The following is a 15,368-nucleotide window of genomic DNA, read 5'->3' on the forward strand; positions in this document are numbered from 1 at the left end:
GCCAGCGGTTTCTATCAAAGAGCAAATCCACTCGCTGCAACTTACTATAAAGCATACCCTGTTGCTACTAAATAGAGTTCTCGGCTCCTGGGACGGGAGGATTTCGGCTTACGGCTGGCAACGCGCCTGAAGGAAGCGCGCACCGCTTTGTGGAACGCCTCGAAGCCCTCCCCCTGAAAGGTCTTGACCACCAGTGATCCACCGGGTTTTTGTAACTGCCGTGCCAGATCCAGGACCAGCTCGCATAGATAGATCATGCGCGGTTGATCCACCGCGGGGTTGCCACTCAGATTCGGTGCCATATCCGAGAGCACGACATCCGCTGTCTCACCGTTCAGGGTTTGCCGAAGCCGAGCCAGGGAGGCCTCTTCGCGGAAATCGGCCTGAATGAAGATCACATCCGGTAAGGGCTCCATCGGTAAGCTGTCGAGGGCGACGATCCGCCCCTGCGGCCCGACGATCCGGGCCACTGCTTGGCTCCAGCCGCCCGGCGCCGCCCCTAGGTCCACAACCGACATACCGGGGCCCAAGATCCGCTCCTTCGCTTGGATCTCCAACAGCTTATACGCGGCACGGGAACGGTAGCCCTCCTGTTGGGCTCGCTTCACATAGGCATCCTTGAAGTGCCGATCGAGCCAGCGGCGGCTGCTCTTGGTCTTAGCCCGCATACTCACGGAGGATCGATGATGTCGGTTCCGGCCGCCTAGCTGGGGATGGTGCTCATCTGGTCCACGACGTCCTTGGTGATCAAGTGGAGCAGCGAGCAGGCAGGCGTTCTTGAGGCGGTGGGCAGGCGCTCACCGCATCCTACGGCCCTATGCGCAACGCGACGGCCGCGCGGGGGGTAATGTGGGTGTAGGTTGCGTTAAGACGCCGGCATGACCCAAGCAGACGATCAGCGAGCCTTTGAGCGTCGCAACGCAACACGTCCGGTCCCCCAAACCGTGCCAAATCATTCAGGATCACTTCGAGGATCGATAATAATCCATCAGAATCCGGGCTACCTCAGGACGCGAGAACTCCTCGGGCGGGGCAACGCCCTCGGACAACATCTGCCGCACCTTGGTGCCGGACAGGAGCACGAAGTCCTCCTTGGTGTGATCCGGTGCCTCACGCATCATCACCACCTTGCCGAGCTTCTTGGACCAGGCGGTGTGATCGGCCTTGAAGATCCCGATTTCCAGCGCCCCCTTCGGGACCTCCTCGTCGAAGATGGTCTGGGCATCGAAGGCCCCGTAGTAGTCCCCTACCCCGGCGTGATCGCGACCGATGATGAAGTGGGTCGCGCCCATGTTCTGGCGGAAATAGGCGTGCAAAACCGCCTCGCGCGGGCCGGCGTAGAGCATATCGAAGCCGTAGCCGGTGACCATGGCGCTGTTCGGCGGGAAATAAAGCTCAACCATCTTGCGGATAGCTGCATCCCGCACCGGAGCGGGGATGTCACCGGACTTGAGCTTGCCCAGGAGCATGTGGATGACCAAGCCATCGCACCCGAGGCGCTCCATGGCCATATGGCACAGCTCCTCGTGGGCCAGGTGCATCGGGTTGCGGGTCTGGAAGGCGACGATCTTGCTCCATCCGCGCTCGGCGATCTCGTGACGAATCTCCACTGCGGTGCGGAAGGTGTCCGGGAAATCGTCCTGGAAATAGGAAAAATGCAGCACCCGGATGGGGCCGGAGACCGCAAACCGACCTTGACGATTAAAGGCGGCAACACCTGGATGTCCCATATCATCCGTGCGGTAGACCTGGTCGGTCATCAGGGTCATCTGTTCGTCACTGACGGTCTCGATGTCCTCTACATCCATGACCGCGAGAACCGGATTGCCCTCCATGTTCGGGTCGCACAGGGCAATGCGGCGGGCCCCCTCGATGGTAGCGACGCTGTCGAGCAGGCACAGCACAGGCACGGGGAAAAACAGACCATCGGTGGTCTTCATGGTTCGGGCTACGCTCACGGCGTCTTCCACCCTCATATAGCCCTTGAGCGGACTGAAATAGCCGCCGCCCATCATGACCGCGTTACCCGCAGCCTGGGAGCTGATCATCACCGAGGGCAAATCCCTCGCCTCACGCATCAGCTCATGGTGCTGGTCCGGATCATAAACGAACAATGGTTGCAGCTCGTCGGAGCCGACTGGTTTGATCATCTTCTGCCTCTCCTTAGGACTTGCGCTCGGGCGTCCGATACAGGCACGCGCGACGAGGCAAATCTCGTTTGCGATAGCTTATGCAGACCTTGTGGTAGGTTGCGGAGTTGTGTGGCCGTCGTGCTATAGGGGTTGGAGCAACGGCATTATTTAGGGTACAAACCATACCATAGTCGCCGCTTTTCCCCGTCAAAAACTGTGTTTATGGGTGCAGCAATAGAGCCTTTGGTCCGCTGGCTAGCCCGCATATCCCATCGCGGACTGCCGTTCTAGTACAACGGCACCGCAGTACCGAATAACATGGGAATCATTTCTTTGCCGCAAATAAATGCCAATGTGTGCTAATATGTGTGCATCCTAGCACACCATCAGGCTCGTGCATGTTAGTTAACTGTTACTAGAAATAGGAGAAAATGGTATGAAAAGTAACTTCCTGGAACGGATTACATTAGAAGAAGGAAAATGTGGGAGCCGTCCATGTATTAGAGGAAAACGAATGCGTATTAGCGATGTCGTAATTCTTTGTTTTTCATATGAAGATGAGTGTTGAAATCAGATGCCCTACTTCGTCTACAAAATCTCGCCGCCGTCATTGCTGACGCACATAGGAACGGAAGACCGTTATCAGAATGCGCGTGCCTGGGTGCGCCGGCTGCGTCGAGAGCAGCCATCCGAAGCGGTGTTCCAGTATCGGATGGCCTTTGCAAACAGCCAGGCCGAAGCCGAGAAGCTCTTGTCCAAACCCCGGGACGAGCGTGTCATCGGAGAGGACTGACGGAAACGGGCACAATAGGATTGCGCCCGCCGCAACTCGATTGCGAAATCGACCCGCGCTGAACCCAATGCCATTAAGTTAAGGGTTAGTGGTTCAAGACTCCGTGGATTCCCTGGGTGGCTGATAGAAGAGCCCGTAGAGCGCGAGCGCCAGGATCGCCACAATGAAATAGGAAGTCACGACATCACTCAGGAAGTGCCCCCCGGCAGCCATCCGCATCCATGAAACGGCAAGGCTGTACGCAATCGCAACGCCCAAGAGCCATATTCGCCGCGGTGCGAGCAGGAGCACGGCGACGATCCAGTAGGCCGATGCAGCCGTATGTCCCGAGCTGAATGATTTGCCCTCCTGGTCGGATAGGACGAAAGCGGCCGTGAACCTATCGCTACCACCGAACTGCGCAAGCTTGATAGGTCGGGCCCGCCCCCAGTTTTCCTTCAACAGTCCATTGACGATCAAGCCGGGACCCAACGCGAGCAGGAGCAGCAGGAACGCAAGTTCTTTGGCAGTGAACCGAATCCGCAACCGACTTGCAAAGCGGGCGGACAACCACCATGCAATCAGGCCGATGTTTCCAACCACGAGCAGGAAACCCACGGATCTGTAAATTAGGCGTTCGACCCAGGTTCCTTTCGCCTCGAAGCCGACACCCGGCGTATAGAAGAACCGGGAAGTCATAAGATCGATCTCCGGATAAAAAACCAACAGGGCGCTGACCAGGGCAAACGCGATCCACACCCAGAAAGGAACCCAAAGAAACCGCCTTTTCATATGAATCTCAACGGGAAACGAGTGCCTTGGAAATTGCGGCATGTATCTATCCTGTCCGAGGCGTCAGAGATTTCGCACGTGCTGGTACAAATGCTCTCAATTGCCGGCAACATTGCGTGAACAGGATCTTCACGGAAGAGTTAGCCGCAAATGGACGCAAATAAACGCAATGGGATGAAGAACTATCGATGATGCCGAATCGATTTCGACCAATTTGCGTTCATTCGCGTTCATTTGCGGCAAAAAGAATTTCCCAGCGGAAGAACCAAGCAGATGTTATCGGTACTTCGATACTGTTTTATTCGTCTTGACAAGAAATCAACTACCACATGCCGTCCGCGGTATACGCGAAGAGCTGCCAACGATGGAGGGGATCGGGGCATGGCTGGGCGGCACCCGTCGGTGTTTCCACCAGACCACCGTTCATACAGTAATAGAGGCTGTTTTGTGAACGCAGACTGAAGCCCGGTATCCCCATTGGCAGGACCCGGCGGCCCAGGTACCAGAAACCACCGGCCTGCTCGATCCGCTTCCGGGTTGCAGTGGGCGCAATGGTGCCCCGTAGATACTCCGAAGGGCGTGATATGCCCGGCCATTGGGTTATCTGCCGGTGCGGTGCATAAAATCGCGTCATGGCGACGATCTGATACCGGTCGGAGAACAGGGGTCCGGGCAGGGTTGCTACCCTTTGCGCCAGCTCCGAATAGCCGTGGGTTTCCCGCAGGATCCGGTTGTAGCCGTCGGGTAGGGGCAGGCTACCCGTTGAGCCATGCAGCACATACAGGCCCACAAGCAAGAGATTCCCCCCGGCTGCCGCCAGCACCCACATCCGCAGTCTGGCCGCGGCAAGCGCGACGAGCGGCGCGGCTGCCGATAAGTATATAACCGGCCAATTGGGCTCGACCTCGCTGAAGGTCGCCACCAGCGCGAAGAAGGCGAGTGGAAACAGGCTCCCGGTGACCAAGAGCGCCCGTGCCGCCGGATCGAAGACCGTTAGCCCCTGCTTTGGCCCGGCTCCGTGCCTACGAAACAAACCGGCGATCGCAGGTAATGCCAGCAGCCCCCAAAGGGCGATCTGGGTACCCAAGAAATCCAGCAGGCCACCGAGACCTTCGGCCACCGAGCGGTGCTCGGAGGAGAGGGTAGTCGCAACCTTGTGATCCCCGGTGGGAACCGGCAGTGAATTGGTCACCAGGGTACCGGTCTCGGTGGAAAAACCGTGGCCGAACTGAAATCGAATGGTCAGCCAATCGTTCTGCGCGTTCCAGAGGAGATTCGGGCCGCAGACCAGGAGCGCCAATAGACCGCCCAGATAAGGCCATGGCGTCCGCAGGGCCTTGGGGTCTGCCCACAGGATCGCCCCCAGAAAAACCGGACCGATGAGCACCATGGTGTACTTGCTAAGCAGGCCGAGACCGATAGCAATCCCCGCGCTCAACCAACGCCGCCGCTCGCCACGCAAGGCCGCCAGACCCTCGTGCAAGGCGAGAGCCCAGGCGAGCCCGAGCGCCGTATCCGGGGTAGCAAGCACCCCGGAGGCAAGGCCCGGCAAGGTTGCGCACGCGACGACCACGGCGACCACCAGCTCATTGCCCCGCAGATTGCAGGCGCGATAGAGGCGAACCAGCACCACCAGCAAAAGCGTAGCGGCCAGAATAGTGCCGAGGCGTCCGGCAAACGCCGCTGCCGGTGCGAGACGGGTGCCGATCCCGAACAGGGCAACCGCGGGGGGGTGATCGAAATAGCCCCATGCCAGGCTGCGTGCCCAATCGAAATAATAGGCCTCGTCCTGAGTGACCGGGAGCATCCAGGCCGCCCAAACCCGCCAGAGTGTTACCAAGACCAGCGTCGCCCACAGCCAACCGGCAACGGAATCGAGCTTGCCCTGCGGTCCCTCAGAGGCCGGTCCCTTAGAGGCTGTCCAAAAACCAACCCATTGATTTTGCATGATTTGAGAAGCTGTCTGGTTAAAAGCAATCCTGAATTATTCGGCGCTGTTTGGGGGAGAAGATCCCTCCTGCGTCGGGACAGGGTTTGATGTGTTGCGTTCGACGCCCAACGGCTCGTTGGTCTAGGGCCAGGCTAGTGCCAGCGTCTTAACACAACCTACACCCACATGATCCCCCGCGCGGTCTGCACGTGCGGACCTCGCCTTAAGTGCTAGGTTGCGTTAAGCCGCGCGAGAAAACGCCTGAGGGAACAACACGGCGTAACACAACACGACGCGAGGATCCGTTTTAACCAGACAGCTTCCGAGTTGTCTTCTATCCGGCCCGATGGGTTGCAAGCCGACCCCACGGATATATCAATCAAAGCGTTAGTTCTTAGGCAATCTCTCGGGTTGCATGGAGAGAAAGCACTGGCTTTGAAGGTGGTAAGAAAAAAGGTCGGGAAGAAGGTAAGGCACAGGTTGTGCGTCCTCTGTTGAGCCGGCTTGGTGTGGCGGAGGTCTCCGAGCTGCTCGGTCTCTCAGTGGAAGACGTGGAACCTATGGCAGCGGTAGGAGGCGACGACGATTTAGCGCGCGACAGGCATTGATGGGAGATGGCACGGACACAGGTCGGCGCGCCAGAGCCTCGTAGCGGAAATCCTAAGACCATTCTTGCAACCAGGCGGTCAACAGTTTGCTGATACAAGTCCAGTTTACATAATGGTATTAGGATTTCCGCTACGGAGCACTAGTACCTAGTTTCATGTGATATTGCAAATTCATAGCATTGAGAGTGAGGAAGCTCGCATCAAGCTCAAGCGACTCGACCTGCAATATCAAGCGAAATGAGGTACTAGTCCTTTCCCGCAAGCCGGCGCCCGAGCTGCTTGATGGGCCCTGTCGAGAGGGGCTTGATGCGACCGAATAAGGCCCGGTACCAGGAGCGGATTCGGTGGCGCGGGGCAACGGCATCGGCGGTGGTAAGGCCACCATACCGGACCCAGTACTTGTCCTCCCAATGGCTCAGGCGTTCGTCGAAGGGCCATGCGGCGACATCGCCGTCCCGGAGCCGTCTCCGCACGTAGCCCAGAAAGGAGAGAGGGTGCCGATGCCTGAGCAAGGAAGCGGCAAGCAGATCCAGGTCGTTGGCGTCCAGGCCCGGTAGGCAGCGGTCGAGCTCGGCCCGGATCTCGGCCTGGGAGAGGGGCGCGAGCGCTTCAGGCTCCAGGACCAGGGTGGAGCCCCGGCGCTCGCCGGACCGGGTGAGCATCCCATAAGGGTCGTAGGCACGCCTGGTGACGCAGAGGAGCGAGACGCCGCGGTTTTTGAGCGCATTCAGGGTATCGAGGAAGGCCGCGTCGAAGCCCGCATCCAGGTTCGGATCCGGATTATCGAGGATGGCGTCGAAGTGGTGCAGCAGCAGGCAGACCGGCCGGTTGCCGGCGGTGAGCTTATCGACTAGACCCCCGAGGGTGGACGGCGGATAGCCGACGAGACCGGTCTGGTCCCAGAGGGTCTCGAGCAGACCGGCGAAGCGGTAGCGATGTTCCTTGAGATCCGCGTACAACCAGAAGATGTCGGGGTCGATGCCCATCAGGTCGTCGAGCAGCCGGGCTCGACCCTGACCCCGACCCCCGATCAGGTTGATGGGACGGCATTGCTCCAGTAGCTCCCTGGCGATGCGGCTGGTTTGCGCTGGTCGTAGGCAATGGCCACAGTTGGGTGGCTGCATAGTGACGGCACTCCCGGTCTCCGATCAGGGTCGGGCTCCACTCAATCGCTGCCTGCCCCCTGTCTGCCATGTCGGCACAGGCAGGCGTCTCTGGGGTGATCGGCAGGCGCTCACCGCACATATGGCGGGTGGCGCCGTCCCTGGCTTACCCGCCCTACCACCATCCTGCGGGCTTTGCCCAAGGGCTCAATCCGTGAAGATCCTGCTCATTCTAATGTTATCGGCAGCTGGAAGCATCCGTACCAGTCTATGAGTATATTCATAATTGGGTGCTTGAGTATACAAGCACGCCGGGGCCATGTCCCCCAGGGCGCTGTACGGGTGTTGGCGCAGACCTCAGCGCGATGGACGGGTCGGCTGGTGAGTGATGGGGGCCAGCTCGGTGAGTCCCTCGTTCTTGGCCTCGAGCTTGCCGTAGAGGTCGTAGAGGGCCGCCTGTAGGGCCTCTTCGATAACCGGGTGGTAGAAGGGCATGCGCAGCAACTGCCCGACCGTCAGCCCCTGCTCGATGCACCAGCACAGCAGGTGGGCCAGGTTTTCTCCCTTGGGCGCAATCATCTCCGCGCCCAGGATGAGGCCGCTGGGCTGATCGGCGTAAACGCGCAGCACGCCCTTGTTCTGGCCCATGATCAGCGCCCGTCCCACGGGCGCCATGCGGATCTGGCCCACGGCGGTGGCCGCCTGGTCCAGGTCGTTCCAACGCCTACCCACGGCGCAGATGTTGGGGTCGCAGAAGTTGATGAGCAGAGGTGTCTTGCGGCGGAAGGCGGTGACCTGGTCGCGGGCAGCGTTGTAGCCGGCGATCTTGCCCTCGTCGCCAGCTTCGTGGAGGATCTGGCGTTCGTCGTTGACGTCGCCGGCGAGAAAGACCGGGAGATCCCCCACCTGCATGGTGTTAGGGTCGTAGGCCGGGAGGCCGCGGGCGTCCAAGTCCACACCCAGATTCTCCAGGCCCAGGTTTTCCAGGTTCGGGACGCGGCCGATGCTGCACAGGACCCGATCCACCAGCACGCTGTGCTCACCGGCCGTCACGCGCAGCTTGTCGCCTGCCTCGGCGATCTGAACGGCCTTCCCTAAGTGGATGGGAAACTCCTTGCCCATCAGCTCGATGGCGCTGGCCGATACCTCCGGGTCCTGGGTGCCGGCGATAGTCGTCAGCTGATCGAAGCCCGTGACCTCGACGCCCAGGCGGTGCAGGCTCTGGCCCAGCTCGATACCGATGGTGCCCAGCCCGATGACTGCCAGGGAGGTCGGTAGGTCCTCCAGCTCGAAGAGGTCGTCGGTGGTGAGTATCCGCTCGCCGAAGGCCTGCCAAGCCTGCGGCACCAAGGGCCGCGAGCCGGTGGCGATGACCACGCGTCGGGCGCGGATACGCTGCCCTGCCACCGCCAGCAGGGTGGGCTCGATGAATCTGGCATAGTCCTGAATAAAGCGGTCCTGGGGCATGTTGTCGGTGGACTTGCCGAGCACCCGGTCGACGAAGGTGTCCCGTAGGTCCTGGACATGCTCCATGACCTGTTTGCCGTCGAGGGTCAGGGCCCGGTAGCCGTCAACGCCGTATTTGCCCAGAACCATCCGACGGTGATAGTCCTCTGCCACCTGGATCAGGGCCTTGGACGGCATGCAGCCCACCCGGGCGCAGGTGGTTCCGGGCTCGCCGCCGTTGATGAGGACAAAGGACTTGCCGGCACGGCGGATCTGGCCGATGGCGTTGAGGCCGGCGGTGCCCGACCCGATGACGGCGACGTCGACGCTTCTTTCTTCCACTTGAAACTCCTCGCTTGGACATTGGTGACCGATGGGTATTCTATACCCGTCCCGCCCGGATCTTCCGCCCCAGTGCAGCTTGTCGGAGCCACCGGTTCAGGTCGGTCTCCCCGCGGAAACCACGAATTGTGGTTCTTCCGGGACCCCACTGGTTGCGGAAAGATTTATAGGCACTCGTCCTGTGTGCGGCGGGTATAATCCGCAACCAGGTGCACTTTCCGGGGCTATCCTCGATGTCTGTCAAGTCCGACCGTTGGATTCGCCGCATGGCGACGCAGGAGGGCATGATTGCGCCTTGCGAGCCGTCCCAGGTCCGCGGGTCCGATGGCGGCGGCCGGCTCATCTCCTGCGGCACTTCGAGCTATGGTTACGACATCCGTTGCGCCGATGAATTCAAGATCTTTACCAACATCAACTCGGCCATTGTCGATCCCAAGAACTTCGACGCCAACAGCTTTGTGGACCTCAAGTCGGAGGTCTGTATGATCTCGCCGAACTCTTTCGCCTTGGCGCGGACCATGGAATAGCTGCGCATTCCCCGCAATGTGCTGGCAGTCTGCCTCGGCAAGAGCACCTACGCGCGCTGCGGCATCATCGTCAATGCCACGCCTCTGGAGCCCGAGTGGGAGGGTCGTGTTACCCTGGAGTTCTCCAACACCACGCCCCTGCCGGCCAAGATCTACGCCAACGAGGGCGTGGCCCGGATCCTGTTCTTCGAGTCCGACCAGGTCTGCGAATCCTCGTACCGGGACCATGGGGGCAAGTATCAGGGCCAGCAGGGCGTCACCCTACCCAAGCCCTGAACCGAGGGTATCGCAAAAGCCCCTCTCCCGCCGGGAGAGAGTCTGCGCCGAGCGCAGCGAGGGGGCTTGGGGAGAGGGGGTCAAAGGCTGAGGTATCCCCACATTATTGCAATCTAAAACAACGAGTTATGGAGCGAATGAGCGGCCACGAGGCCCTCATGGCTCGTTCCCAGGCTCCAGCGTGGGAATGCCGTTGTGGCCGCTCCAGCGGCCAAGGTTTCATGACGCTGGAGCGTGGGAGCCAGAGGCTGATTTGTGGGGATACTTCAGGGTCAAAGGGCGAAGATCAGTGCCTTTTGTGACATCCTCCTGAACTCGGCGCGGACCGGCAAATAAGGTAAGGTTGGGTATAGAGTCCGCCGACATTTTCTTCATTCGGAGCCGAAAGCAGTCCTATGAACCAGACACAGCCGGGCATCCTGGACCCGATTCCCCTCCAGGGTCGTTACCTCTTCTTCGAGCCCGTCCCAGGTGCGGACCCTCGTGCATCCCTGGCGGCGTTGCGTGACCTGGTCGACGGCAAGGGCACAGTCGTCGGCTTGGGACATTCCCTGGCACTCGCCTTGGGCGTGGAGATCGACGGGCTACGGGTGTTTCCCGCCCTGGTTGGACAGGGCATCGCGCTGCCGTCCACGCCGGCGGCACTCTGGTGCTGGCTGCGGGGGGACGACCGCGGAGATTTGCTGCACCGCGGCAGGGCGATCGAGCAGGCAATCGCTAGGGCCTTCATGCGCGTGCGGGCCGTGGACGGGTTCCGACATGGAACCGGCCTGGATCTCACCGGATACGAGGACGGTACCGAGAACCCGCAAGGGCCGGACGCCTTGGCTGCCGCCGTGGTAAAGGGTGCCGGTCCGGGTCTGGACGGCGCCAGCTTCGTAGCGGTTCAACAATGGCTGCACGATTTCGATCGCTTCGACGCCATGTCGCCCGAAGCGCAGGACAACACGATCGGCAGGCGTAAGCGCGACAACGAGGAGTTGGAGGAGGCACCGGCATCCGCCCATGTGAAGCGCACCGCCCAGGAAGACTTCGAGCCCGCAGCCTTCATCCTCAGACGCTCTATGCCCTGGTGCGACGGGCAAGGCCGAGGCGGACTCCAGTTCGTGGCCTTCGGCAAGACCTTGGACGCCTTCGAGGCCCAGCTGCGGCGGATGGTCGGTTCCGAGGACCGCATCCAGGACGCGCTCTTCCGATTCACCCGGCCCGTCTCCGGGAGCTATTTCTGGTGCCCACCGCTGCATGACGGGCGTCTCGATCTAAGGGCGCTGGGCGTCTGACTCAGGCCGAAAGGCGACCATGGTCGGCCGCCCGTAGGGCAGGGTGAGCGCGTATGAGAAGCCGTTTGCTTAACCGCTATTAAACTTTGAGGACATCATCCATGCGTACCACCATCCGGTTCCCGATTCCCGCCCTCCTGCTCGCGTTCACCCTGTCAGCCGCGGCTCACAATGGAGATCATCAGGACCTCCGCCACTGGGAGCTTGCGAGCCCCGATCCCGACCGGATTTTCCTGACGTTCCATGGCGATCCGGCGACCCGCCGCGCTGTTACCTGGCGCACGGACGCGAGTGTTAAGGGCGCTGTTGCGGAAATCGCCGTGGCGCTGGGTGAGCCTGGATTCGACCAAATGGCCGAACGCGTCGAGGCAAAAACGGAAACCATCGATCTGAGCAAGGCGCTGGACACGACCCAGGGCGAGGTCCGCTACCACTCGGCCATCTTCCAGAACCTTCGGCCCGGAACCCTCTACGCCTACCGGGTTGGCGACGGCGACAAACGATGGTCGGAGTGGATCCAGTTCCGCACGGCGTCGAAGGAGCCCAGGCCGTTCAGCTTCATCTATTTCGGCGACGCCCAGAACGACGTGCTCAGCCGCTGGTCACGCGTCATCCGCATGGCCCACCAAACCGCGCCGGATGCGGCCTTCGCGCTGCACGCCGGCGATCTGATCGACCGGGCCAATGCCGACACCGAGTGGGCCGAATGGTTCAAAGCGGGTGGCTATCTTCATGCGCAATGGACCGGAATTCCAGTGACTGGAAACCATGAGTATGCAGGCGTGAAGTCGATGCTCTGGCGGCCGCAATTCACCCTGCCGGTGGAATCTTCTCTGCCCCAAGCCCTGCATGAAACCGTCTACACCGTCGACTATCAGGGCGTGCGGATCATCGTGCTGAACTCCAATGAAAAGGTTTCCGAACAGGTGGCTTATCTGGAGGCCCAGCTGAAGAAGCCAGGCTATCGCTGGAGCGTCGTCACCTTCCACCACCCCATCTTTTCGCCGATGGGAAGAAAGAACTACGATGAGCAAGACCGTCAAAAATGGAAAGCGCTGTTCGCCAAGCACAAGGTCGACTTCGTCCTGCAGGGGCACGACCACAGCTATGTTCGCGGACAGGTTCCCGTCATCGACAATGATGGAACGCCGGGCAGCGACTTCCAAACCCTCTATGTGACCTCGGTCAGCGGCCCCAAGCAGTACAAGATCAAGCAAGGCCAGCTAGAGTCGTATGCATCCGAGGGCTACACCACCCAGCGCAAGGCCCGCAACACCCAGTTTTTCCAGGTAATCGAAATCGATGGCGACCGGGCGAGCTACAAGGCCTACACCGCCACCGGAGCGCTCTACGACGCCGCCGTCATAGAGAAAAACCACGCGACCGGCGAGAAAAAGATCATTCAGCGAATCCCCCACACCGACGAGCGGACCTACGAAAACACCGTCAAGTACAGCACGCAAAATCTCTGAGCGCCGACCTGAGGTCATGCCCTGATGGGAGGTGAATCCCACGGGTTGACACGGTCAAGGGGTCATGGGGCTTTCATTGCCCCAAGCGAGGCACCGCTTTACTCTGTGCCAAGCCGGTGCAGGTAGGCGTGAGAGTCTTACTCATCGAAAAAACAGAGCCCCCGTAGGTCGGGTGAGGCGCGTCTGTGGTGGTCACGTCGGCTGCAATGATTGGTGCGCCCTCACCCGATGCAAAGTAGGCTACGCCGTGTCGGGTGACGATCGTCGCCTGGCCTTACTCGACCTACGCGGGCTCATGGGAACAAAGCGGCCACCTGGTAAAGAGGAATACCGTCGAAGTCAATGTGCAGGCGGCCGGGCATGAGTGTAGCAGAGATTGGACGTTGCCCCTTTTCCTCATTTCCTATGACAAGAAAGAAGCTATTGAACTGCAACTGCCGATAACTTTCGGCTGAATTTGTTTTCTGCAGAAGTAGTTACCAGCAAGCATTCCATGGCACGTGTCATACCGACATAGAGCAGGCGGGCCTTCTGAGACAGTTGTTCCTCATCGTCTTTGAAGTGGCCCACACCCATCATAATTACACGGGAAAACTCCAAACCCTTACTGCTATGAATGGTTAGCAGAGAAACCCTGTCGTCCCCGGGCTGGTAGGCAGCCTTATGATCCTTCGATGCCATCCATAGATGAGGTAACGAAGCCTTTTTTAATTCAGTCGCAAGCTTGTCTCCTTGATAACCTGCCGCATAGAGCACCGCCATATCACCCCAGGCAGTACCCTGTTCATGCCATTTCTTCAGGCAAGCCGCAGCAAAACTGATCTCATCTGCCAAAGTATTAAAGGCTCTTACCACCGGTTTCGGGCCACTGCTTCCCGCTGGCATGGGTTCGATAAGGGGGATATGATCATCGCCGGCACTTTGTGGGTCGATATAATCACGGGCGAAGGCATAGGCAAAATCGAGGATCTCACGCGTGTTGCGGTAATTGGCCTTCAGAATTGTCGTTCTGCCCTGCGCTCTAATCCCTACGCTGGAGAGGCTAAAGCCCAGGCCCGAACGTTTCTTGTAGATGGACTGGGCATCATAATAGAGCAGCAGCAGTGAATCTGTTTCCGGGTCCACCATCTGCGTTACCAATTTCAACCACTCCGCCTCGAAATCGTGGCCTTCATCGATCAGCAGGGCACCATACTGAGCCCTGGGGATCTGCCCCTTGTCCACAGCCCTTATGACCGTATCCACCTGGCGTTCCCAATAGGGTTTGTCCGACTTGACCATATCGACATGATAGGTCTTGATCTGTTGTCCGCACCAATCGTGGAAATGGTAGACCTGTACCTGGCCACCGATCCCCTTGGCAGAGATGAAGGCCCTTAACTTAGCTGCAAGGGTAATATTGAAGCAGAGCACCAAGATCGGTTTGTTCATTGCCTGGGCGAGATGCAGGCAACGATATCCCAGGATCAAGGTCTTACCGGAACCGGCCACGCCATGGATCACGCGATGCCCCTGCCCAAGGCTGCGGGCCAGCTGCTCTTGTTGGATATCCATGATTTTAATAATATCCGGCAGACTCCGCTCCAAAGTAGCCAAGTCCTCCTCATCAGCATCAAACAGATCGGCCTGTCCGGCATCGTCGATACGCATCTCAGGAAAGAGGTACCAGCGGATACGGTCGATCTGCGGCAGAGTCAGCGTTTCACCAAACTGATAGTTGAACATCCCCCACAACTGTTCCTGGAAGCACTCCGCATCGGCACTCGCGGTCATTTCATCCTGATAGATCATCAGATGATCCGGCAGCAGATCCTCGCGTCGGTCATCAGGAATCGCCTGCTCGATCTGCTTACGAGAGATATTGGTGAACACCACTCCCCACCCATAGGGCATGATTAGATTGCCCTTGTAGGCCCCGGTAGTTTGGCGCAGCATGGGATCGCGTGACAGCATATCCACCGCCTTATAGGTGTACTGGCGGGCCTGTTCCAGCGGGTGCGGCTTAGTGACCAAGCCATTGCTGGTCAACAAAGAGACATCGGATTTACTGATCTTTTTGAGGGTTGACAGTTTCCAATCCTTGACCTCCAGAAACAGCAGACCGCGGGCTGGATGCAAGATGATAAAGTCCGGGTAGCGGCGATTTTTACCGACAGGAATATCATACCAGACCGCGTAATCATCCTCCAGCAACGCCTCCAGGCGTCGGGCAAGCCATTTTTCACCCCCGGTCATGCGGCTGAGGGTTTCTTTATTTAGTTGGGGGATGATCTTTGCCATACTTCTTCCCTATTATCGCAATAGTTTCACTACAACAGTAGGAGTCTGAACGATTACTCTTTAATCGCAGATTGCGCAGATTGTGCAGATTGTGCAGATTGCTATCGTGAGTCGTGGAATCGATGCTGCACGTTCCGGTGTAACCGGCAGCCGGACATGGTTCGTCATCGGAAAGTCGGCGTGCAGAGCACAGTGTTCGCGTCGCAGCGCCTCACCAAGCCGGTTCAGATAGGCATAAGCCCACGTAGGTCGGATAAGGCGCATCTGTGGTGGTCATGCCGGCTGCGATGCTTGGCGCGCCGCCACTCGACGCAAAGACGATTGTCGGGTGGCAGCCATCCCTGGCCTTACCCGACCTACGCGGGCTCAGAGAAAACACAGAGAAAATTCTTTATTCCCCACAGAGGG

At 59.4% G+C, this 15,368-nt stretch carries 10 protein-coding genes and 1 pseudogene; 4 read left to right on the forward strand and 7 right to left on the reverse strand.

Annotation, left to right across the window (positions count from 1 at the left end):
• Positions 1-44: 44 nt before the first annotated feature.
• Together rlmE and sat are read right to left on the reverse strand one after the other, a co-directional pair.
• A complete protein-coding gene (gene rlmE / locus E1958_RS15530) occupies positions 45-668 on the reverse strand; it encodes a 23S rRNA (uridine(2552)-2'-O)-methyltransferase RlmE (RefSeq protein ID WP_133512675.1) in 624 nt (207 codons plus the stop codon).
• A 294-nt stretch (positions 669-962) separates the two neighbouring features.
• Positions 963-2,150 carry a sulfate adenylyltransferase gene (sat, locus tag E1958_RS15540; protein ID WP_133512676.1) on the reverse strand — a complete coding sequence of 396 codons (1,188 nt, stop codon included), beginning with the start codon at positions 2,148-2,150 and terminating at the stop codon, positions 963-965.
• 556 nt (positions 2,151-2,706) lie between these two features.
• Between sat and E1958_RS15550 the strand changes: the two genes are divergently transcribed.
• Complete coding sequence (locus tag E1958_RS15550; RefSeq protein WP_089724456.1) at positions 2,707-2,925, forward strand: hypothetical protein; 219 nt, start codon at positions 2,707-2,709, stop codon at positions 2,923-2,925.
• A gap of 93 nt (positions 2,926-3,018) precedes the next feature.
• On the opposite strand, the gene E1958_RS15555 is transcribed toward E1958_RS15550, so the two are convergent.
• The 4 genes from E1958_RS15555 to E1958_RS15570 form a co-directional block, all read right to left on the reverse strand.
• Positions 3,019-3,696 (reverse strand): phosphatase PAP2 family protein, encoded by a 678-nt coding sequence (locus E1958_RS15555; RefSeq protein ID WP_165741702.1) that lies wholly within the window; start codon positions 3,694-3,696, stop codon positions 3,019-3,021.
• A 322-nt stretch (positions 3,697-4,018) separates the two neighbouring features.
• Positions 4,019-5,644, reverse strand: a complete 1,626-nt coding sequence (locus tag E1958_RS15560) for an ArnT family glycosyltransferase (RefSeq protein WP_133512679.1) — start codon at positions 5,642-5,644, stop codon at positions 4,019-4,021.
• 835 nt (positions 5,645-6,479) lie between these two features.
• On the reverse strand, positions 6,480-7,358 hold the full coding sequence (locus E1958_RS15565; RefSeq protein ID WP_133512680.1) for a hypothetical protein: 879 nt from the start codon (positions 7,356-7,358) through the stop codon (positions 6,480-6,482).
• Between the two features lie 336 nt (positions 7,359-7,694).
• Entirely contained in the window at positions 7,695-9,125 is a 1,431-nt protein-coding gene (locus E1958_RS15570) for a dihydrolipoyl dehydrogenase (RefSeq protein WP_133512681.1), read from the reverse strand.
• 233 nt (positions 9,126-9,358) lie between these two features.
• On the opposite strand from E1958_RS15570, the pseudogene dcd reads away from it, so the two are divergent.
• The 3 genes and pseudogenes from dcd to E1958_RS15585 all read left to right on the forward strand — a co-directional run bounded on the left by dcd (position 9,359) and on the right by E1958_RS15585 (position 12,680).
• A pseudogene (gene dcd / locus E1958_RS15575) lies at positions 9,359-9,928 on the forward strand (dCTP deaminase).
• Between the two features lie 395 nt (positions 9,929-10,323).
• Complete coding sequence (locus tag E1958_RS15580) at positions 10,324-11,208, forward strand: Dyp-type peroxidase (protein WP_133512682.1); 885 nt, start codon at positions 10,324-10,326, stop codon at positions 11,206-11,208.
• 101 nt (positions 11,209-11,309) lie between these two features.
• Complete coding sequence (locus E1958_RS15585; protein WP_133512683.1) at positions 11,310-12,680, forward strand: purple acid phosphatase family protein; 1,371 nt, start codon at positions 11,310-11,312, stop codon at positions 12,678-12,680.
• Between the two features lie 420 nt (positions 12,681-13,100).
• Here the strand turns inward: E1958_RS15585 and E1958_RS15590 are convergent, their stop codons facing one another.
• The gene (locus tag E1958_RS15590) at positions 13,101-14,960 is read right to left on the reverse strand and encodes a 3'-5' exonuclease (protein WP_133512684.1); all 1,860 of its coding nucleotides are present in this window, start codon (positions 14,958-14,960) and stop codon (positions 13,101-13,103) included.
• Between the last annotated feature and the right edge of the window lie 408 nt (positions 14,961-15,368).

It is taken from the genome of Candidatus Thiosymbion oneisti, assembly GCF_004359955.1.
In the GTDB taxonomy this organism is placed as follows: Bacteria; Pseudomonadota; Gammaproteobacteria; order Chromatiales; family Chromatiaceae; genus Thiosymbion; species Thiosymbion oneisti.

Bases quoted from the DNA above. Each gene is read 5' to 3' on its own strand.
- E1958_RS15585 (WP_133512683.1), top strand. From the start codon at position 11,310: ATGCGTACCACCATCCGGTTCCCGATTCCCGCCCTCCTGCTCGCGTTC.
- sat (WP_133512676.1), bottom strand. From the start codon at position 2,150: ATGATCAAACCAGTCGGCTCCGACGAGCTGCAACCATTGTTCGTTTAT.
- rlmE (WP_133512675.1), bottom strand. From the start codon at position 668: ATGCGGGCTAAGACCAAGAGCAGCCGCCGCTGGCTCGATCGGCACTTC.
- E1958_RS15550 (WP_089724456.1), top strand. From the start codon at position 2,707: ATGCCCTACTTCGTCTACAAAATCTCGCCGCCGTCATTGCTGACGCAC.
- E1958_RS15565 (WP_133512680.1), bottom strand. From the start codon at position 7,358: ATGCAGCCACCCAACTGTGGCCATTGCCTACGACCAGCGCAAACCAGC.
- E1958_RS15560 (WP_133512679.1), bottom strand. From the start codon at position 5,644: ATGCAAAATCAATGGGTTGGTTTTTGGACAGCCTCTAAGGGACCGGCC.
- E1958_RS15580 (WP_133512682.1), top strand. From the start codon at position 10,324: ATGAACCAGACACAGCCGGGCATCCTGGACCCGATTCCCCTCCAGGGT.
- E1958_RS15590 (WP_133512684.1), bottom strand. From the start codon at position 14,960: ATGGCAAAGATCATCCCCCAACTAAATAAAGAAACCCTCAGCCGCATG.
- E1958_RS15555 (WP_165741702.1), bottom strand. From the start codon at position 3,696: ATGAAAAGGCGGTTTCTTTGGGTTCCTTTCTGGGTGTGGATCGCGTTT.